The following is a 14335-nucleotide window of genomic DNA, read 5'->3' on the forward strand; positions in this document are numbered from 1 at the left end:
GCCCGGCCGCGGTCGAGTACCCTTCGGGCCCTTTCGGGGCGAACCCATGCACGGCGCCTCCGTCAACGGGGTCCTCACCCGCACCGTGCGCGACAGCGCCGCCCTCCTGGACGTGATGGCCGGCCCCGAGCCCACCTCGCCCTACCCGATCGCGCCGCCGGAACGGCCCTACGCCAAGGAGGTAGGGCGAGATCCGGGACGGTTGCGGATCGGCTTCAGCGACATTTCGCCGTTGGGTACCCGTGTACATCCCGAAGCCGTCCGGGCCGTGCGCGAGACGGCCGCGCTGCTGGAGGAGTTGGGGCACCAGGTCGTCGAGACCAGACCGGCCATCGACGGGCGCGCGCTCACCGAGGACTTTCTGACCCTGTGGTACGGCTCCATGGCCGCCCTGGTGGACGGTATCAAGGCCGACACCGGCTGTGGCGATGACGACTTCGAGCCCGACACCCTGATGTTGGCCGCGATGGGTCGTGCTCGTACCAGCGCCGACTACGTGCGCGGACACGACCGGTGGAACGAGCACATCGTGGCTTTGGCCGACTTCCACTCCCGCTACGACCTGTTGCTCACCCCCACCATCGCCGGACCACCCGTGACCATCGGGCGACTGGACCCGCCCTCGTGGTTGCGTACCGCCGAACGTCTGCTGGTACGCACTCGGACCGAGCGGCTCGTCACCGCCACCGACATGGTGACCACCGAGGTCATGAACAACCTCACCGCCACCCCCTTCACCATGACGGCGAACCTGACCGGCACCCCGGCCATGTCGGTGCCGCTGCACTGGACCGCCTCGGGGCTTCCCCTGGGAGTGCAATTCATCGCGGCCCCGGCGGGCGAGGGACTGCTGCTTCGACTGGCCGGCCAGTTGGAACGGGCCCGACCCTGGGCGCACCGCCGCCCCACCGACGTGCCCTTCCCCGAGCCTTGATCCGTGGAGGTGGACGGAACGGGTTGAGATCCCACCCGGACTCACCCCACCGGTGAAGGTCTCCCTTTTGGCCACCTGCGTGTAGGGGCGTTACCGTCGAAAGCACCAAGACCCGCTACGTTCTCGGAGTGCGATCACCATGGCCAAGATCCTGTTCGTGATGACCGGCGCCGACCACTGGACCCTGGCCGATGGGACCCGCCACCCCACCGGCTTTTGGGCCGAGGAGGTGGTGGCCCCGTATCAGGTGTTCACCGATGCCGGACACGCGGTCGTCGTGGCCACCCCGGGTGGGGTGGAGCCCACCGTGGACCAGGGCAGCCTGGCCCCGGAGGCCAACGGAGGCCAAGAGGGCGCCGACCGGGTCGCCGCAGCGCTGGACTCCATGTCCGAACTGCGTTCACCCTCACGGCTGGAGGACATCGACCTCGATGACCACGACGCCGTGTTCTATCCCGGTGGGCACGGCCCCATGGAGGACCTGGTGAACGACACCGTCTCCGGTGCCCTGCTCACCACGGCCTTGGAGGCCGGTAAGCCTTTGGGGGTGGTCTGCCATGCCCCGGCCGCGCTCTTGGCGGCCAAGCGTTCCGACGGCACCAACGCCTTCGCCGGTTACCGTGTCGCGGCCTTCACCAACACCGAAGAAGCCCAGGTCGGGCTCGCCGACAAGGCGACCTGGCTTCTCCAGGACCGCTTGACCGAGGCCGGGATCCAGGTCGAGGAGGGCGCTCCGTGGGCGCCCAACGTGGTGGTGGACCGCACCCTGTTCACCGGGCAGAACCCGGCTTCCTCCAAGCCGCTGGCCGAACGGCTGGGCGCGNGAGGAGGCGGACCGGGCCGGCGAATGATCGGTTGCCCCGATGGTCGGTCCGGCCCCATCGTGGAACGCGTGTCCACGCCCCCTTCCAGGTCCACGCCCCCTTCCAGGTCCGCGCACCTGGGCCACCGCTCCCCGCGACCAGGGTGGGCCGGACGGGCCTTGGGACTTCACGCCGATGAGTGGGCGGCCTCGATCACCGATCCGACCCCGCTCTTCCACCGGGTACACGCCCTGGTCCAGGCCGGCGACCTGAAAGGCGCGGCTCGACTATTGCCTGAGGAGCGTCCCTACCCCTTGGCCGAACAGGCGTTGTCGCACCTGTGTCCCGTGGTGTCCACCGGTTGAGGGGACCGTCCTTCTCCGGCACGATGTGCCCATCATCGGCCGGAAAGAGTCGTTCAGGGGTGAGCCCGGGCCCGTATCCGCGCCCCCCGATCGTGTGTGGAGGCCCAGGCGATCCCACAGGTGAAGGGCACCTCCACGCACCCCTTGGACAGGCACGGTTCCCAGGAGTCACGGGGCGGGGGGACCAGCGGTTCACGGCTCACGCAACCCGGGTCCTCCTCGACCGGCCCCAGTGTCGCCAGCAACGCGTGAGCCTGTCGCGGACCGAACGCCGCCACCGCCCGGCCACGTAGTCGTCGTTCCAGTTCCGGTGCCAGGCCGTCCCGGAACACCCGCTCCTGGGCCAACACCACCAAGGCCAGGTCCAAGGCCCCGCGCTGGTCCCGGGTCAGGTCGGGGTGGGCCTGGTCGAATCGATGCAGGTGTTCCCACCACAAGTCCCGCCGCTGTTCGGGAGAGAGTTCGGCGAAGATCAGCCTGCGTCGAACCAGCGGGTGGGCGGCGAACTCATCGTAGTCGGTGGGTAGCCGAAAGCGGTGGGCCTGCACCCATTCTCGGGCCAGTGCCTGATCGGAGCGGGCCAGGGGAGGGGTCCGGCCCCCGAAGGTCAATTCCAGGACCGCTCGCAGCCCCGTGGCCAGTCGGCCCCGCCGGTGTCGATTCTTGTGGGGCGCGCTCCGTCGGCGGGCCAATTCGCCCAGAACCTGCACGACTCGCAGGGTGGAGCGGGCGCCCAACCCGCGCACCAATGGTGGGACCATCGCGGGCCCACGCCAGCAGTGGACACGTTGTCCGTTCCTACGGATCAATGTGGGCACCCACGGCGCATCCGGGCCCCACTGGCGAACACGCCAGGCGCGCACGTCGGGATGGGTGAGTGGCAGGGTCTGCAACCTACCCGCCGAAGCCGCCACCACCGCCGCGGAGATTCTCGCGCACCGCTCGCACGAGGAGTCGAAAGCCAACACGTACCGAATCCGCGTGTCCCTCATCTTCGCCCCTTTTTCAAAGACCGTTTCACAGTCTTGTTGCCAGAACCGCTGCGTGGGCCGCTTTTCGGAACTCGTCTCGCACAACCAACGGTGACTTGTGTCCAAAACAACGCGAACAGGGATCAATTCGCCTTGACGTAACCGTTTCGTGAACGACCTTCACGATTTCCGGTCAGGCTCTGAAGGTTCGACCGACACCACACCAAATCCCGTGACGATACGCCGAGAACATGGACGGAGTGTGTGGCGCCCGAAAGCGAGCGAGGGGACAAGCCCAACGGCAAAAGACGGTGAAGACGATGAGGCCGAGAAAGTCCCTTCAGCGGAGCGATGGCCACGGGTGGTGACACCTCTTCGGTCGGGACACTTTGACCCCGCCTGAAATCCGGTCAGGAGACCGATGTCGAATTCCTGACAATGAGAGCGGAATCACCTGAAAGAAGCAGGTCACAGCGTCTTTTCCGCTCTTTTCCCTACCCGGAGCCTCGCGCCGACTCCCTCGCACGAGTGCACGGCCAGGACTCATCAGAACCCACCCTGTGCCCCCGGCCGAGGATGCGACCTCGTCCACGGGCACGACCGCGAAGATCATGGTGCCGAGGCGCTCCGCGATACGGTTACGGGCATGGGCAACACACCAGCGCGGCCGTCCACTTCGGTCGAGGACTACGTGAAGGTCATCTACGACATCCAGGAGCGCGGCACCGGACCGGTGACGATCTCCGGGATGGCCGAGCGGCTGGCGGTGTCCAACTCCTCGGTCTCGGGGATGCTCCGCAAACTCAATGAACTCGGGCTCGTCGAACACCGACGCTACGGCAACGTGAACCTCACCGAGACCGGAACCAAGGCGGCCTTGGCGGTGCTGCGACGTCACCGCCTGTTGGAGACCTACCTGGTGGCCGAGTTGGGTTATTCCTGGGACGAGGTACACGACGAGGCCGAAATCCTCGAACACGTGGTCTCGGACAAGTTCGTCGACCGTATCGCCGCCCACCTGGGCGATCCGGTGGTCGATCCGCACGGTGACCCCATCCCCACCAGGGAGGGCACCATCGTCGAGCGTGAGTCGGTGTTGTTGTCACAGGCCGAGGCCGCGACCCGCGGGGTGATCGTACGGGTCAACGACACCGATCCCGAACTGTTGCGCTACCTGGCCGACATCGACATCGGTATCGGTATGCACGTCAGGGTCGTGGAGAGGCTGCCCTTCGCCGGTTCCATCCAGATCGCGGTGCGTCCGGACAAGGGCGGCGAGGAACGCGAACAGGACCTGGGCCTGATCGCCGCCGAGGCCCTGTGGGTGAGTCCGGAGAAGGGCTGAAGCGGGCCAGAACACGCCGATCTCAGCCGAGTCCGCCGGCGTCGAGGACGAAACTCGCCCGGCCGCGGCCGCACGCATCCGCTCCGCCACCCGGTGAGTGCACCACCGACCAGGCCCCGCACACCCCGAGGGCCTGCCCGAAAGGTCGATGGGCCAGGCAGGCCATGGACTGAACCGTTCGGCTCCCTCGATCCGGGCCCAACCCCTGGCTCGGCCTCGCCTCCATCACTTAACCTGCTGGTATGCGCGAGCGATGTTAAGTCCCCGTTCGAGGCCGGTTCGCGGCGAACGTCCGAGGACCACCGGGTGCACCACGTATCCGGGGTCCCTTGTTCGTCCGACCGAAAGTCCTCCATGAGCACCCTGAATCCACGTGTGCGCGCCGCACGTGTTCCCAGGCTGACCGGTCCCGTCTACGCTTACGCCTTCTTCGAGGAGTTCATCCTCCTCTATCCGCTCTATGCCCTGTTGTTCACCGAAACCGGCCTGGGCGTCACCCGCCTCAGCGCCCTGTTCGTCCTGTGGTCGTCGACCTCGGTGGCACTGACCATCCCCGCCGGCGCGCTGGCCGACCTGGTGCCCCGCCGCTCCCTTTTGATCGCGGCTCCGGCATTGACCGGATCGGCGTTCGCGCTCTGGCTGCTCACCCCCTCCCCATGGACGTTCGCTCTGGGTTTCGCACTCTGGGGCGCGGCCGGCGCGCTGTCCTCGGGTGCCTTCGAGGCGTTGGTCCACAGCGAACTGGACCATCGCGGCGCGGCCCACCGCTACGCCCGCGTCATGGGGGTGGTCCGAGCCCTGGGGGTGGTGGCGGTGGGCGCGGCCACCCTGCTGGCCGTCCCGGTCATGGCCCTTGGTGGCTACGTGCTCATCGGCTCGGCCAGTGTGGCCGCCTGCGCGCTGTGCGCCGTGTCCGCGCTGGCTCTGCCCGAGCACCGCTCCGCGCGCCCCGCGGGCACCTCCACCGAACCCGGCTATCGGCAGATGCTGCGTCTGGGGCCGGCACAGGCCCGTGACAACCGTGCGGTGCGCACGGCGGTGCTCCTGGTCGTCCTGGTCAGTGCCTTCTGGGGAGCGTTGGAGGAGTACGTGCCTTTGTTGGCCCAGGACTCCGGGGTATCCGTCGGGTCGGTGCCGCTGGTGATGTTGACGGTGTGGATCGGTGTCACTCTGGGCGGGCTGCTCGCCGGCCCCGCCTCCGCCCTGCCCGGCCGGACCTTGGCGGTGCTGTTGGCCCTGGCCTCGGTGGCGATCGCGGTGAGTGCCCTGGTCACGGGGCCGGTCGGCTGGGCACTGTTGGGCTTCGGTTTCGGAGTGTGTCAGATGATGATGGTGGTGGCCGACGCCCGCTTGCAGCACTCCATCACCGGTCCCGCTCGGGCCACGGTCACCTCACTGGCGGATCTGGGCACCGAGACGTTGGGCATCACCACGTTCCTGGTCTACGCCGGGGTGTTCACCGCTTTGGGGCACGGACCCGCCTTCGCCTTGTTCGCCTTGCCCCACCTGGCGGCCGCGATGCTCTTGGTCCGCCTCGATCGAACCGGCTGAGGCGCCGACTCGTTCGCGTCCCCGAGCCTTCCAGGAAGACTTCCCGTTGTTCGACCGGTCGGCCCGGACCCTGGCGTTGCTCCAAGCGTCTCCACCCGTGTCGGCACGTTCACGCTCCGACACGAGGGCGGGAGGTGGATCCCGTCAGGCCGCACCGTGCTCGGGAGCGGCGGGCTACGGTGCCCGGGCCGTAGGTGGGGAGGAACCACCTACGGCCCGCCCATTTTTCTTCTGTCCCCTGTTGACCCTTCCGTTGTCCCGAATAGCATCGTTTGTTGTGACTTACCAGACGACGAAAACCGCGAAGTACACCAACACGGACAGTGCGTCCGTGCGCGGGATCAACGTCGATTACACCGACCACGGAGCGGGCTGCCCCGTCCTGTTCATCCACGGTCACCCCTTCGACCAGACCATGTGGCGACCCCAGGTCAAAGCACTGGCTGGACGCGGATATCGCACCATCGTCCCTGACCTGCGCGGATATGGGCGCAGCACCGTCGTGCCCGGCGTCACCCCCATGGATGCCTTCGCACGCGACCTGGCCGCACTCTTGGACCACCTGGGGTTGGACGTGGTCAACGTCGTGGGCCTGTCCATGGGCGGGCAGGTGGCACTGGAGATGTACCGGCTCTTCCCCGACCGGGTCGACTCCCTGACCCTGGTGGCCACCAACCCGATGCCCGAGACCGCACAGGGTCGGCTCGCCCGTGAACGGTTGGCCGCCCGCCTACGCGAACAGGGAATGCGCGGCTACGCCGACGACATGCTCGTGGGCATGATGACCGCCGAGAACGTGCGCGCCCTGCCCTCCGTCGCCGACCACGTACGCACCATGATGTACGCCGCCCCACCCGAGGGTGCGGCCGCCGCCCAGCTGGGCCGAGCCAGACGCCCCGACCACACCCTGCTACTCAAACGCATCTGTGCGCCCACCCTGCTGCTGGTGGGTCAACACGACCGGTTCACCCCGCCCGAAGGCGCCGAGCTCATGCACGTCCAAGTGCCCGACTCCATCGTTGAGATCATCGAGGGAGCGGGCCACCTGCCCAACCTCGAACGCCCCGAGCGGTTCAACGAGGTGCTGCGCCGCTTCCTCGATCAGGCCCGCGACCGAACCCGGGCGCTGTCGAACACCCGAAGCTGAAAGAGTCAGGTCTTTTCCACCGGTAGCCAAAGTTCACCGGAGGCGAGGTCGGCCTCCTTGTCCTCGAACCCCACCCTCAACATCTCCGAGCCGTGCTTGTGCCGGTAGGCGGGGTTGGAGGGGAACCACTCCGAGAAGGCGTACGACCAGATCCGCTGGATCGCTTCGGGGAAGGGGAGCCGCTCGAACGAAAAGGCGACCCAGGTGCCCGCCGACACTTCCAATGGCTCCATCCCTCGGGGACTTCGGTGGTGGACGTGGCCGCCGCCTGGTAGTAGTCGACGTCGCTTCCCTCACCGCGACCAGGCTCAAGGGTGAGGGTCACCCCCAAGGTGCCGTGCGGCTCTTGATCGGACAGCTCACGGATCCTCTCACGGGTGACCTCGTCGACGCCCTTGACGAACTCGACCATGGGCTCATTGACGCCCTCGTGGATCAGCGGTACCCGCGCTTTGGGACCCACGATACAGAACGCGTTCTTTTCCACGATCCGGTAACGCATGGTGGTGTTCCCTTCGATCATGAGGTGAAAGGTCAGTCGTGACTAGGAGTTGAGCGCGGCACCCGATCTACGGGCCTGGCCCGGACCGATACCGTGCATGGCCCGAAACGCCCGCCCGAAGGCCTCGGCCGACCCGTAGCCATAGCGCACCGCGATGTCGAGCAAGGTGTCCTTGCCTTCGATCACCTCGGCCGCGGCCAGGGTGAGGCGGCGCCGACGCACGTACTCCGAGAGCGGCATCCCGGCCAACGCCGAGAACATCCTGCGCAAGTGGTGCTCACTCACGAGCGCGGTGCGCGCCATCGCGGCCACGTCCACCGGATCGCCCGGCTTCTGTTCCATCCGCTCCAACGCCTCGTTCAACCGCTCCAGCATCTGTTCCTCCCTCTTTCAGCCGCCACGTTACGGAGGAGGTACTCCTGTCGACCCGACTGTCGCCGTTCACCTCCGATCAGGTCCGCCTGCCTGAAGCCACTCTTGTGCCCACCGGAGAAGGAACTGTCCCACTCGCCCACTACCGTGCCGGGTCGGTCCATCACCACACCCCCGGAAGGCCCCATGTCGCGCAGCACACCTCGAACCGACACCGAACACTCTCGGCGTGAACCCCTGGGCCGCCGCTTCCACACACTCTTGGGCGCCATGGGGTCGGGCAACCTGGGTGACGGAATCGCGGTGGTGGCCTTGCCCTGGTACGCGGCCACCCTCACCGGCGACCCCTTCCAGGTGGCTCTGGTGGGCGCCGCCACCCGCCTGCCCTGGCTGCTGTTCGCCCTGATCGCCGGGGTGGTGGGGGACCGCGTCGACCGGCGCCGGTTGATGGTGGCCGCAGCGGGGGTCAAGGGCGTGCTGCTGATGGCCCTGACCGCCGTGATCGCCTTGGGCGCGGGGTCGATTCCGCTACTGGTGACCATCACCCTGCTGGTGGGCACCTGCGAAGTGTTCTTCGACAACACCGCCCAGGCGATGGTGCCCACATTGGTGCCGCGCTCACGGTTGGAACGGGCCAACGGATACCTGCAGGGGGTGGAGCGGGTACTCGACAAGTTCCTGGGCGCCCCGCTGGCCGGAATGCTGCTGGCCCTGTCCACCGCCTGGGCCTTCGGCGCGCAGGCCGCGCTCATCCTGTCGGCCATGGTCTGCCTGCTGGGTTTGAGGGGCGACCACCGTCCGGCCATGGCGGGAGAGCGGGGTCCCGGGATCCTCCTCATGCTGCGCGAAGGACTGGCGTGGTTGTGGCACCACCCGGTGCTGCGTTCCACGGCCCTGCTCAGCGGGGCCTCCAACCTGGCCGCGGCGATGATGGCGGCGGTACTGGTGCTCTTCGCCCAGGACGTGCTCGGGGTGGGGCCCCAGGGCTATGGACTGCTGATGACCGTCACCGCAGCGGGCGCCGTTCTGGGTGCCCTGGTGGTGCCCTCCTTCTCGGGCCGTATCCACCCGGCCACCGCCCTGATCGTGATCCTGGTGATCCTGGGCACCACCGCTCTGACCGTGGGGCTCACCCGCGACGTTGCGATGTTCGTGGTCTGCTATCTGATCACCGGGTTCGCCTCCATGTGGTGGAACATCACCTTGATCTCCCTCTTTCAGCGTTCGACCCCCGACCGGCTGCGCTCACGTGCCTTCAGCGCCCATCGGACCCTGTCCTGGGGGATGCTCTCGGTGGGCATGGCCTTGGGTGGCGTCCTCGCCTCCGCCCTGGAAACAACGGTGGGGCGCGAGTGGGCCCTGGCCGCGCCCTTCCTGGCGGCGGGAACGATGGGTCTGGCCCTGTCCGTCGTCGCCACCCTGGTGCTCACTCGGAAGGTGGTCGACCAGGCCTTGGTCGAAGCCGAATCGGCCTGACCCAAGGATCGTCGGATCGGGAAAAGACTGGAAATCTTCGGGCAACATCCGTGTCTGGTTCGACGTGGCGCCCCTACGGAAAGCACCATGGCCGTTCAGGATCGTCGGCAAGGCCGACCCCGAAAAGGAGGTGGGCGGGGCGGGGGTAGACACGCCCCGCAAATCTATGGACCTTGGTTTTCTGCGACCCCTGTACGAAAGCGACGGCCCGGTGGCCTCGGTACACCTGGACACCAGTCGCGACACCACGGACGCCGCCAAGAGGATCGAACTGCGCTGGCGCCACCTGCGCGAGGAGCTGGCCGCACTGGGCACCGACGAGGCCACCCTCGACGTCCTGGAGGAGGCCGTGGGCGAAGGCAGTTCCCGTTCCTATGGCGACCACGGTCAGGCACTCTACGCCTCCCAGGGCCGACTGTTGGGGGCCCACACGCTCTCCGAACCACCTCGGCAGGACCGGGCCTCCTTCCTGCCCATTCCCGACGCCCTCCCACTGGCCATCGACCGCGGCCGCCGTCTTCCCTACGTCTTGGTGGCCCTGGACCGGATCCACGCCAAGATCTTCGCCTACCCCGACCATCCCACCGAAAAGCCCGTTGTGGAACGGTCCACCGAGGGCTACGACCTACAGGACCTGCAGGCCCAAGGGCGCATCTATCCGGGTCAGCGCGGCGACGCGGGGGGCCGGCGCGCCGACACCCACACCGCCCAGGAACTGTGGAAGGAGAACACCGGCCGGGTCGCCGACCTGGTCCGCGAGGCGGTGCACAAGGTGAACGCGGCCGTCATCATCGTCGGGGGCGACGACGAGGCCATCTCCTACCTGCGCGACAACCTGGGTCCGCGCCGGTTGACCATCCCGATCAAGGTGGTCGCCGGCGGTCGCGGTGGCCCCGACGCCGAGGAGCGCCTGCACGAGGCCGCAGAGGAGTGCCTGCGCGAGGTCGTGCGGGACGAACTCCACGAGGCTTTGGAGGACTACCACAGCAAGCTCGCCCATGACCAGGCCGTCCAGGGCACCGAACCGACTCTGCCGATGCTCTCCGAGGCCCGGGTGGACACCCTGCTCTTGGGTGCCGAGCGAGAGAACGAACCCCACCTGTGGGGATCCCCCACCTCTCCGGTGCTGGTGGACACCTCACCTCAGGGCCTGGACGATCCCGACTCGGCTTTCCAGGCACCGGCCAGTGCCCTGATGTTGCGTTCGGCGGTGATGTCGGGGTCCCACTTCAGCGAGCTGCTCGATCAGGACCAGGCCGGTACCGAGGCGGGCGCCACGTTGCGTTTCCCGAAGTAGTCGTCCCCGATGCCCCGTTCCCGGCCCCAAGGGGCGGAGCATCTTCCATGTCCGACGCGCTCGGCACGGCGACTCCAGCAAAGGAAAGGCCCGGGCCAGGGGCGTCCCCTGGCCCGGGCCACGGCGTGTGACCCACCCGCTTCCTCAGGAGGAACCGGTGGCCGCCTCCACCTCGGAGATGAACTGCTCGGCCGCCTCCTGGGGGGTGAGGTTGCCAAAGGCCAACTCGTCACTGATCCGCTTGGTGATCTCCACCACCTCACCGGCGCCGATCGGCGGTGGCGGGTTGCCGTCGACGATGTCGCCCTCCACGTCCGCGAGGAAGATCGCACTGCGCTCGTCGGCCTTGGGAAGCGAGCTCAGGATGTGGGCACGCACGTCGACATTGGCCGGCAGACCCAGGTCGGCCAGGATCAGCTCGGCCGCCTCGGTGCTGTTGAGCATGAAGTCGACGAACCGGGCCGCCTCCTCGGGGTGATCGGTGCCCGAGGAGACCGCATAGAACATGGCCGGCTTGAAGTACATACCGGTGCGCTCGTGCTCGCTCTCACCGGGGTAACGCAGCAGTTCCAGTTCACGGCCTGAGGACTCGGTCAGCCCGCCCAGCTGGTTGCTCCAAAAGTGCGCCATCGCACCGGTATTGGTGGCCAGCACCGACTGATCGGGGCCACCCGCCTCGATCTCCACGCTCTGGGAGGCCCCGGGCTGGCCGCCCGTGTCCAGCAGGTCCCGGGTGACCTGGAACCATTCGGCGAGGGTCTCAGCGGAAAAGCCCAGTTCGCCGTCCTCGTCGTAGAGGTTCTCCCCGTGCTGGCGAGCGAAGATCTGAAATCCACTCTCGTTGTAGGACATGCTCTGGGCACCCACGATCTCGCCGTCGGTGGCCTCGCTGATCTGCTCGGCGATCTCGACGTAGTCGTCCCAGGTCCAAGTGGTGTCGTCGGGCATGTCCACACCCGCGTCCTCGAAGGCCTGCGGGTCGGCCAGGATGGCGTAGACGTTCACGCCGGTGGCCATACCGAAGGTCTGGCCGTCCAGTTCGCCGTTCTCGGCGATGAGCGGGTCGATCTTGGACAGGTCCAGCTCGTCCTCGAATTCGCCGAGGTCCGCCAGAGCGCCCCGGTCCCCGTACTCACGCAGGTAACGCTCCTCCTGCATCATGATGTCGGGGGCGTCGTCGGCTGCGGTGCTGGTGGCCAGACGGTCCCAGTAGGACCCCCAGTCGGTGTAGTCCCCGGCGATCCGGATGTCGGGGTTTTGGGCTTCGAAGACCTCGATGACCTGCTGCATGGTGGAGTGGCGATCATCGGCCCCCCACCAGGAAAAGCGCAACTCCACCACACCGTCGTCAGTGGAGGAGCCGCCGCCGCAGGCGGAGGCCAAGAGCGCGAAGGCGGCGCCCAGCGCCACCGGGGCGACCAGACGACGCGGTACGGCGCCGGTGAAAGGGAGGTTCATGGGGGGTCCTTAGGGTTCGTTCTTTGTCATGGGGGATGTGCGGCCATGGCCGCGTCGATGGATCGGTCGGAACCAGGTGTCCGAGTCGATCGTTTTCTGCGGTCCGCCGACGAACTGCTCGGTCGCCTCATGCGGGGTGAGGTCGCCGAAGATCATCTCCAGGTGGGCAGGCCGGCCGGTGTTGCGACCCGGCCCCAGGGGTGGGTGCGGGCGAGCTCGTGGGGCACGAAAAGGTCCTTTCTGTCCTGCGCCTACGTCCGGTTACTTGATGCCGGTGGTGGCGATGCCCTTGACGAGGTAGCGCTGACCGGCCAAGAAGAACCCGAACACCGGCCCCAGGGCCACCACGGACATCGCGAACAGCGGCCCCCAAGAGGTCTGGGAGCTGGAGTCGACGAAGGTGCGCAGCGCCACCGGCACCGTGTACATGTCGGGACTGGTCAAGAAGATCAACTGGCTGAAGAAGTCGTTCCAGGTCCAGATGAAGGTGAAGATCGCCGTGGTGGCCAGGGCCGGCATCGACAACGGCAGGGGGATGCGACAGAAGATGCGCACGTGCCCGCACCCGTCGATGCGTGCCGCCTCGTCCAGGTCGCGGGGCAGCCCTCGGATGAACTGCACCATCAAGAAGATGAAGAACCCGTCGGTGGCCAACAACTTGGGGATGATCAGTGGGTAGAAGGTGTTGATCCAGTCCAGCTGCGCGAACAGGATGTACTGGGGCACGATCACCACGTGGATGGGCAGCATGATCGTGGCGAGCATGATGGCGAAGAACAGTCTCTTGCCGCGAAACTCCAGCCGGGCGAAGGCGTAGGCCGCCATCGAACACCCGATGAGGTTGCCGATGATGGCGCCGGCCACCACGATCGCCGAGTTGAGCAGGTAGTGGTGGAAGGGATACTGCAGCGCGTTCCAGCCCTCGGTGTAGTTGCCGGGGGTGAAGCTCCAGGGGATCAGCCCGGGTTCACGGAAGATCTCCGCGGTGGGTTTGAAGGAGCTGGAGAGCATCCACAGCAACGGGTAGAGCATGATCAGGCCGAAGCCGATCAGGCCGACGTGGATGAGCAGTCGTCGCGTGCGTTCGGACCGGGTCCGCTCAGTGGTGGAGGCCGGTGCCTTGGTCTCAGTCGCCATAGAAGACCCAGTACTTGGAGGCGAGGAAGTTCACCGCGGTGAATCCCCCGATGATCATCAGGAGCAGCCAGGCCATCGCCGAGGCGTAGCCCATGTCGAACGCGCCGAAACCGCGTTGGTAGAGGTAGAGCGTGTAGAAGAGGGTGGAGTCGGAGGGCCCGCCGGTGCCACCGCTGACGATGAACGCCTGAGTGAAGGTCTGGAAGGCGTTGATGATCTGCAGCACCAGGTTGAAGAAGATGATGGGCGTGAGCATGGGCACCGTGATGTGCCAGAACCGGTGCATCGGACCGGCACCGTCCACGGCGGCCGCTTCGTAGTACATCCGCGGGATCTGGCGTAGCCCGGCCAGGAAGATGACCATGGGCGCACCGAAGGTCCATACGTTGAGCACGATCAGGGTGCTCAGGGCGTAGTCGGGGTGGGAGACCCAGCCTGGACCTTGGACCCCGAAGAAGGCCAGGAGCTGGTTGATCAGCCCTTCGGCTCCAAAGACCTGACGCCACAGGATGGCGATGGCCACGCTGCCGCCCAGCAGGGAGGGCAGGTAGTACACCGACCTGTACAGCGCCAGGCCCCGCACTCCCCGGTCCAAGACCATGGCCAGGGCCAGGGCCAGCGCCAGTTGGAGGGGGACCGAGACGAACACGTAGACGAAGGTGACGCTCAACGCGCTGTGCAAACGGGAGTCGTCGAGCATGCGCTCGTAGTTCTCCAGGCCCACCCATTGGTGGTCACCGATGAGGTTGTAGTCGGTGAAGGAGAAGTACAACGAGGCCAGCAGGGGGCCGGCGGTGATGAAGACCAGGCCCAGGAACCAGGGTGCCAAGAAGCCGTAGGCGGCCAGGTTCTCGCGGCGAGGCCGTCCGTTGCCGCCACCACGGCTCGTGCGGGGCTTGGGCGGGTCGGTGGGGGAGGAGGCCTTCTGGGGGGCGCGTTGTTGGAGCAGGGCGCTCACGGCGCACCACTCCCGGGAC

The 14335-nt window shown here is 67.2% G+C and carries 10 protein-coding genes and 2 pseudogenes; 7 read left to right on the forward strand and 5 right to left on the reverse strand.

Annotated features, from left to right (window positions below; genetic code table 11):
* Together D472_RS24575 and D472_RS24580 are read left to right on the forward strand one after the other, a co-directional pair.
* Positions 1-934: amidase (locus D472_RS24575; RefSeq protein ID WP_017602758.1), on the forward strand; the 934-nt coding region annotated here is incomplete at its 5' end.
* A gap of 139 nt (positions 935-1073) precedes the next feature.
* Positions 1074-1751: pseudogene (locus tag D472_RS24580) on the forward strand (type 1 glutamine amidotransferase domain-containing protein); the annotation flags it as partial.
* 404 nt (positions 1752-2155) lie between these two features.
* Here the strand turns inward: D472_RS24580 and D472_RS0101630 are convergent.
* Positions 2156-3094 (reverse strand): bacteriocin fulvocin C-related protein, encoded by a 939-nt coding sequence (locus D472_RS0101630; protein WP_026117279.1) that lies wholly within the window; start codon positions 3092-3094, stop codon positions 2156-2158.
* Positions 3095-3719: 625 nt separating this feature from the next.
* Between D472_RS0101630 and D472_RS0101635 the strand changes: the two genes are divergently transcribed.
* The 3 genes from D472_RS0101635 (at position 3720) to D472_RS0101645 (ending at position 7116) form a co-directional block, all read left to right on the forward strand.
* Complete coding sequence (locus D472_RS0101635) at positions 3720-4418, forward strand: metal-dependent transcriptional regulator (RefSeq protein WP_033302928.1); 699 nt, start codon at positions 3720-3722, stop codon at positions 4416-4418.
* Between the two features lie 354 nt (positions 4419-4772).
* Positions 4773-5969 (forward strand): MFS transporter, encoded by a 1197-nt coding sequence (locus D472_RS0101640; protein ID WP_017602762.1) that lies wholly within the window; start codon positions 4773-4775, stop codon positions 5967-5969.
* Positions 5970-6246: 277 nt separating this feature from the next.
* A complete protein-coding gene (locus D472_RS0101645; RefSeq protein WP_033302930.1) occupies positions 6247-7116 on the forward strand; it encodes an alpha/beta fold hydrolase in 870 nt (289 codons plus the stop codon).
* Between the two features lie 5 nt (positions 7117-7121).
* Here the strand turns inward: D472_RS0101645 and D472_RS26530 are convergent.
* Positions 7122-7993 (reverse strand): annotated as a pseudogene (locus D472_RS26530) (AraC family transcriptional regulator).
* Positions 7994-8176: 183 nt separating this feature from the next.
* Between D472_RS26530 and D472_RS0101655 the strand changes: the two are divergent.
* Together D472_RS0101655 and D472_RS0101660 are read left to right on the forward strand one after the other, a co-directional pair.
* Positions 8177-9466, forward strand: a complete 1290-nt coding sequence (locus D472_RS0101655) for an MFS transporter (protein ID WP_017602765.1) — start codon at positions 8177-8179, stop codon at positions 9464-9466.
* A gap of 166 nt (positions 9467-9632) precedes the next feature.
* Complete coding sequence (locus tag D472_RS0101660) at positions 9633-10763, forward strand: baeRF2 domain-containing protein (RefSeq protein ID WP_017602766.1); 1131 nt, start codon at positions 9633-9635, stop codon at positions 10761-10763.
* Positions 10764-10907: 144 nt separating this feature from the next.
* Here the strand turns inward: D472_RS0101660 and D472_RS0101665 are convergent, their stop codons facing one another.
* The 3 genes from D472_RS0101665 to D472_RS0101675 form a co-directional block, all read right to left on the reverse strand.
* Entirely contained in the window at positions 10908-12221 is a 1314-nt protein-coding gene (locus D472_RS0101665) for an ABC transporter substrate-binding protein (RefSeq protein WP_017602767.1), read from the reverse strand.
* Positions 12222-12482: 261 nt separating this feature from the next.
* Positions 12483-13358 (reverse strand): carbohydrate ABC transporter permease, encoded by an 876-nt coding sequence (locus D472_RS0101670; protein WP_017602768.1) that lies wholly within the window; start codon positions 13356-13358, stop codon positions 12483-12485.
* A complete protein-coding gene (locus tag D472_RS0101675; protein ID WP_026117280.1) occupies positions 13348-14316 on the reverse strand; it encodes a carbohydrate ABC transporter permease in 969 nt (322 codons plus the stop codon). Before D472_RS0101675 ends, D472_RS0101670 begins: the two co-directional genes overlap by 11 nt.
* Positions 14317-14335: the final 19 nt, after the last annotated feature.

Origin of the sequence: Nocardiopsis alkaliphila YIM 80379, from assembly GCF_000341005.1 — a bacterium.
Classification (GTDB): Bacteria; Actinomycetota; Actinomycetes; order Streptosporangiales; family Streptosporangiaceae; genus Nocardiopsis; species Nocardiopsis alkaliphila.

What these genes read in the sequence shown, in the direction of transcription:
- D472_RS0101630 (WP_026117279.1), bottom strand. Translation starts at nt 3,094, where the DNA reads ATGAGGGACACGCGGATTCGGTACGTGTTGGCTTTCGACTCCTCGTGC.
- D472_RS0101635 (WP_033302928.1), top strand. Translation starts at nt 3,720, where the DNA reads ATGGGCAACACACCAGCGCGGCCGTCCACTTCGGTCGAGGACTACGTG.
- D472_RS0101640 (WP_017602762.1), top strand. Translation starts at nt 4,773, where the DNA reads ATGAGCACCCTGAATCCACGTGTGCGCGCCGCACGTGTTCCCAGGCTG.
- D472_RS0101655 (WP_017602765.1), top strand. Translation starts at nt 8,177, where the DNA reads ATGTCGCGCAGCACACCTCGAACCGACACCGAACACTCTCGGCGTGAA.
- D472_RS0101660 (WP_017602766.1), top strand. Translation starts at nt 9,633, where the DNA reads ATGGACCTTGGTTTTCTGCGACCCCTGTACGAAAGCGACGGCCCGGTG.
- D472_RS0101665 (WP_017602767.1), bottom strand. Translation starts at nt 12,221, where the DNA reads ATGAACCTCCCTTTCACCGGCGCCGTACCGCGTCGTCTGGTCGCCCCG.
- D472_RS0101670 (WP_017602768.1), bottom strand. Translation starts at nt 13,358, where the DNA reads ATGGCGACTGAGACCAAGGCACCGGCCTCCACCACTGAGCGGACCCGG.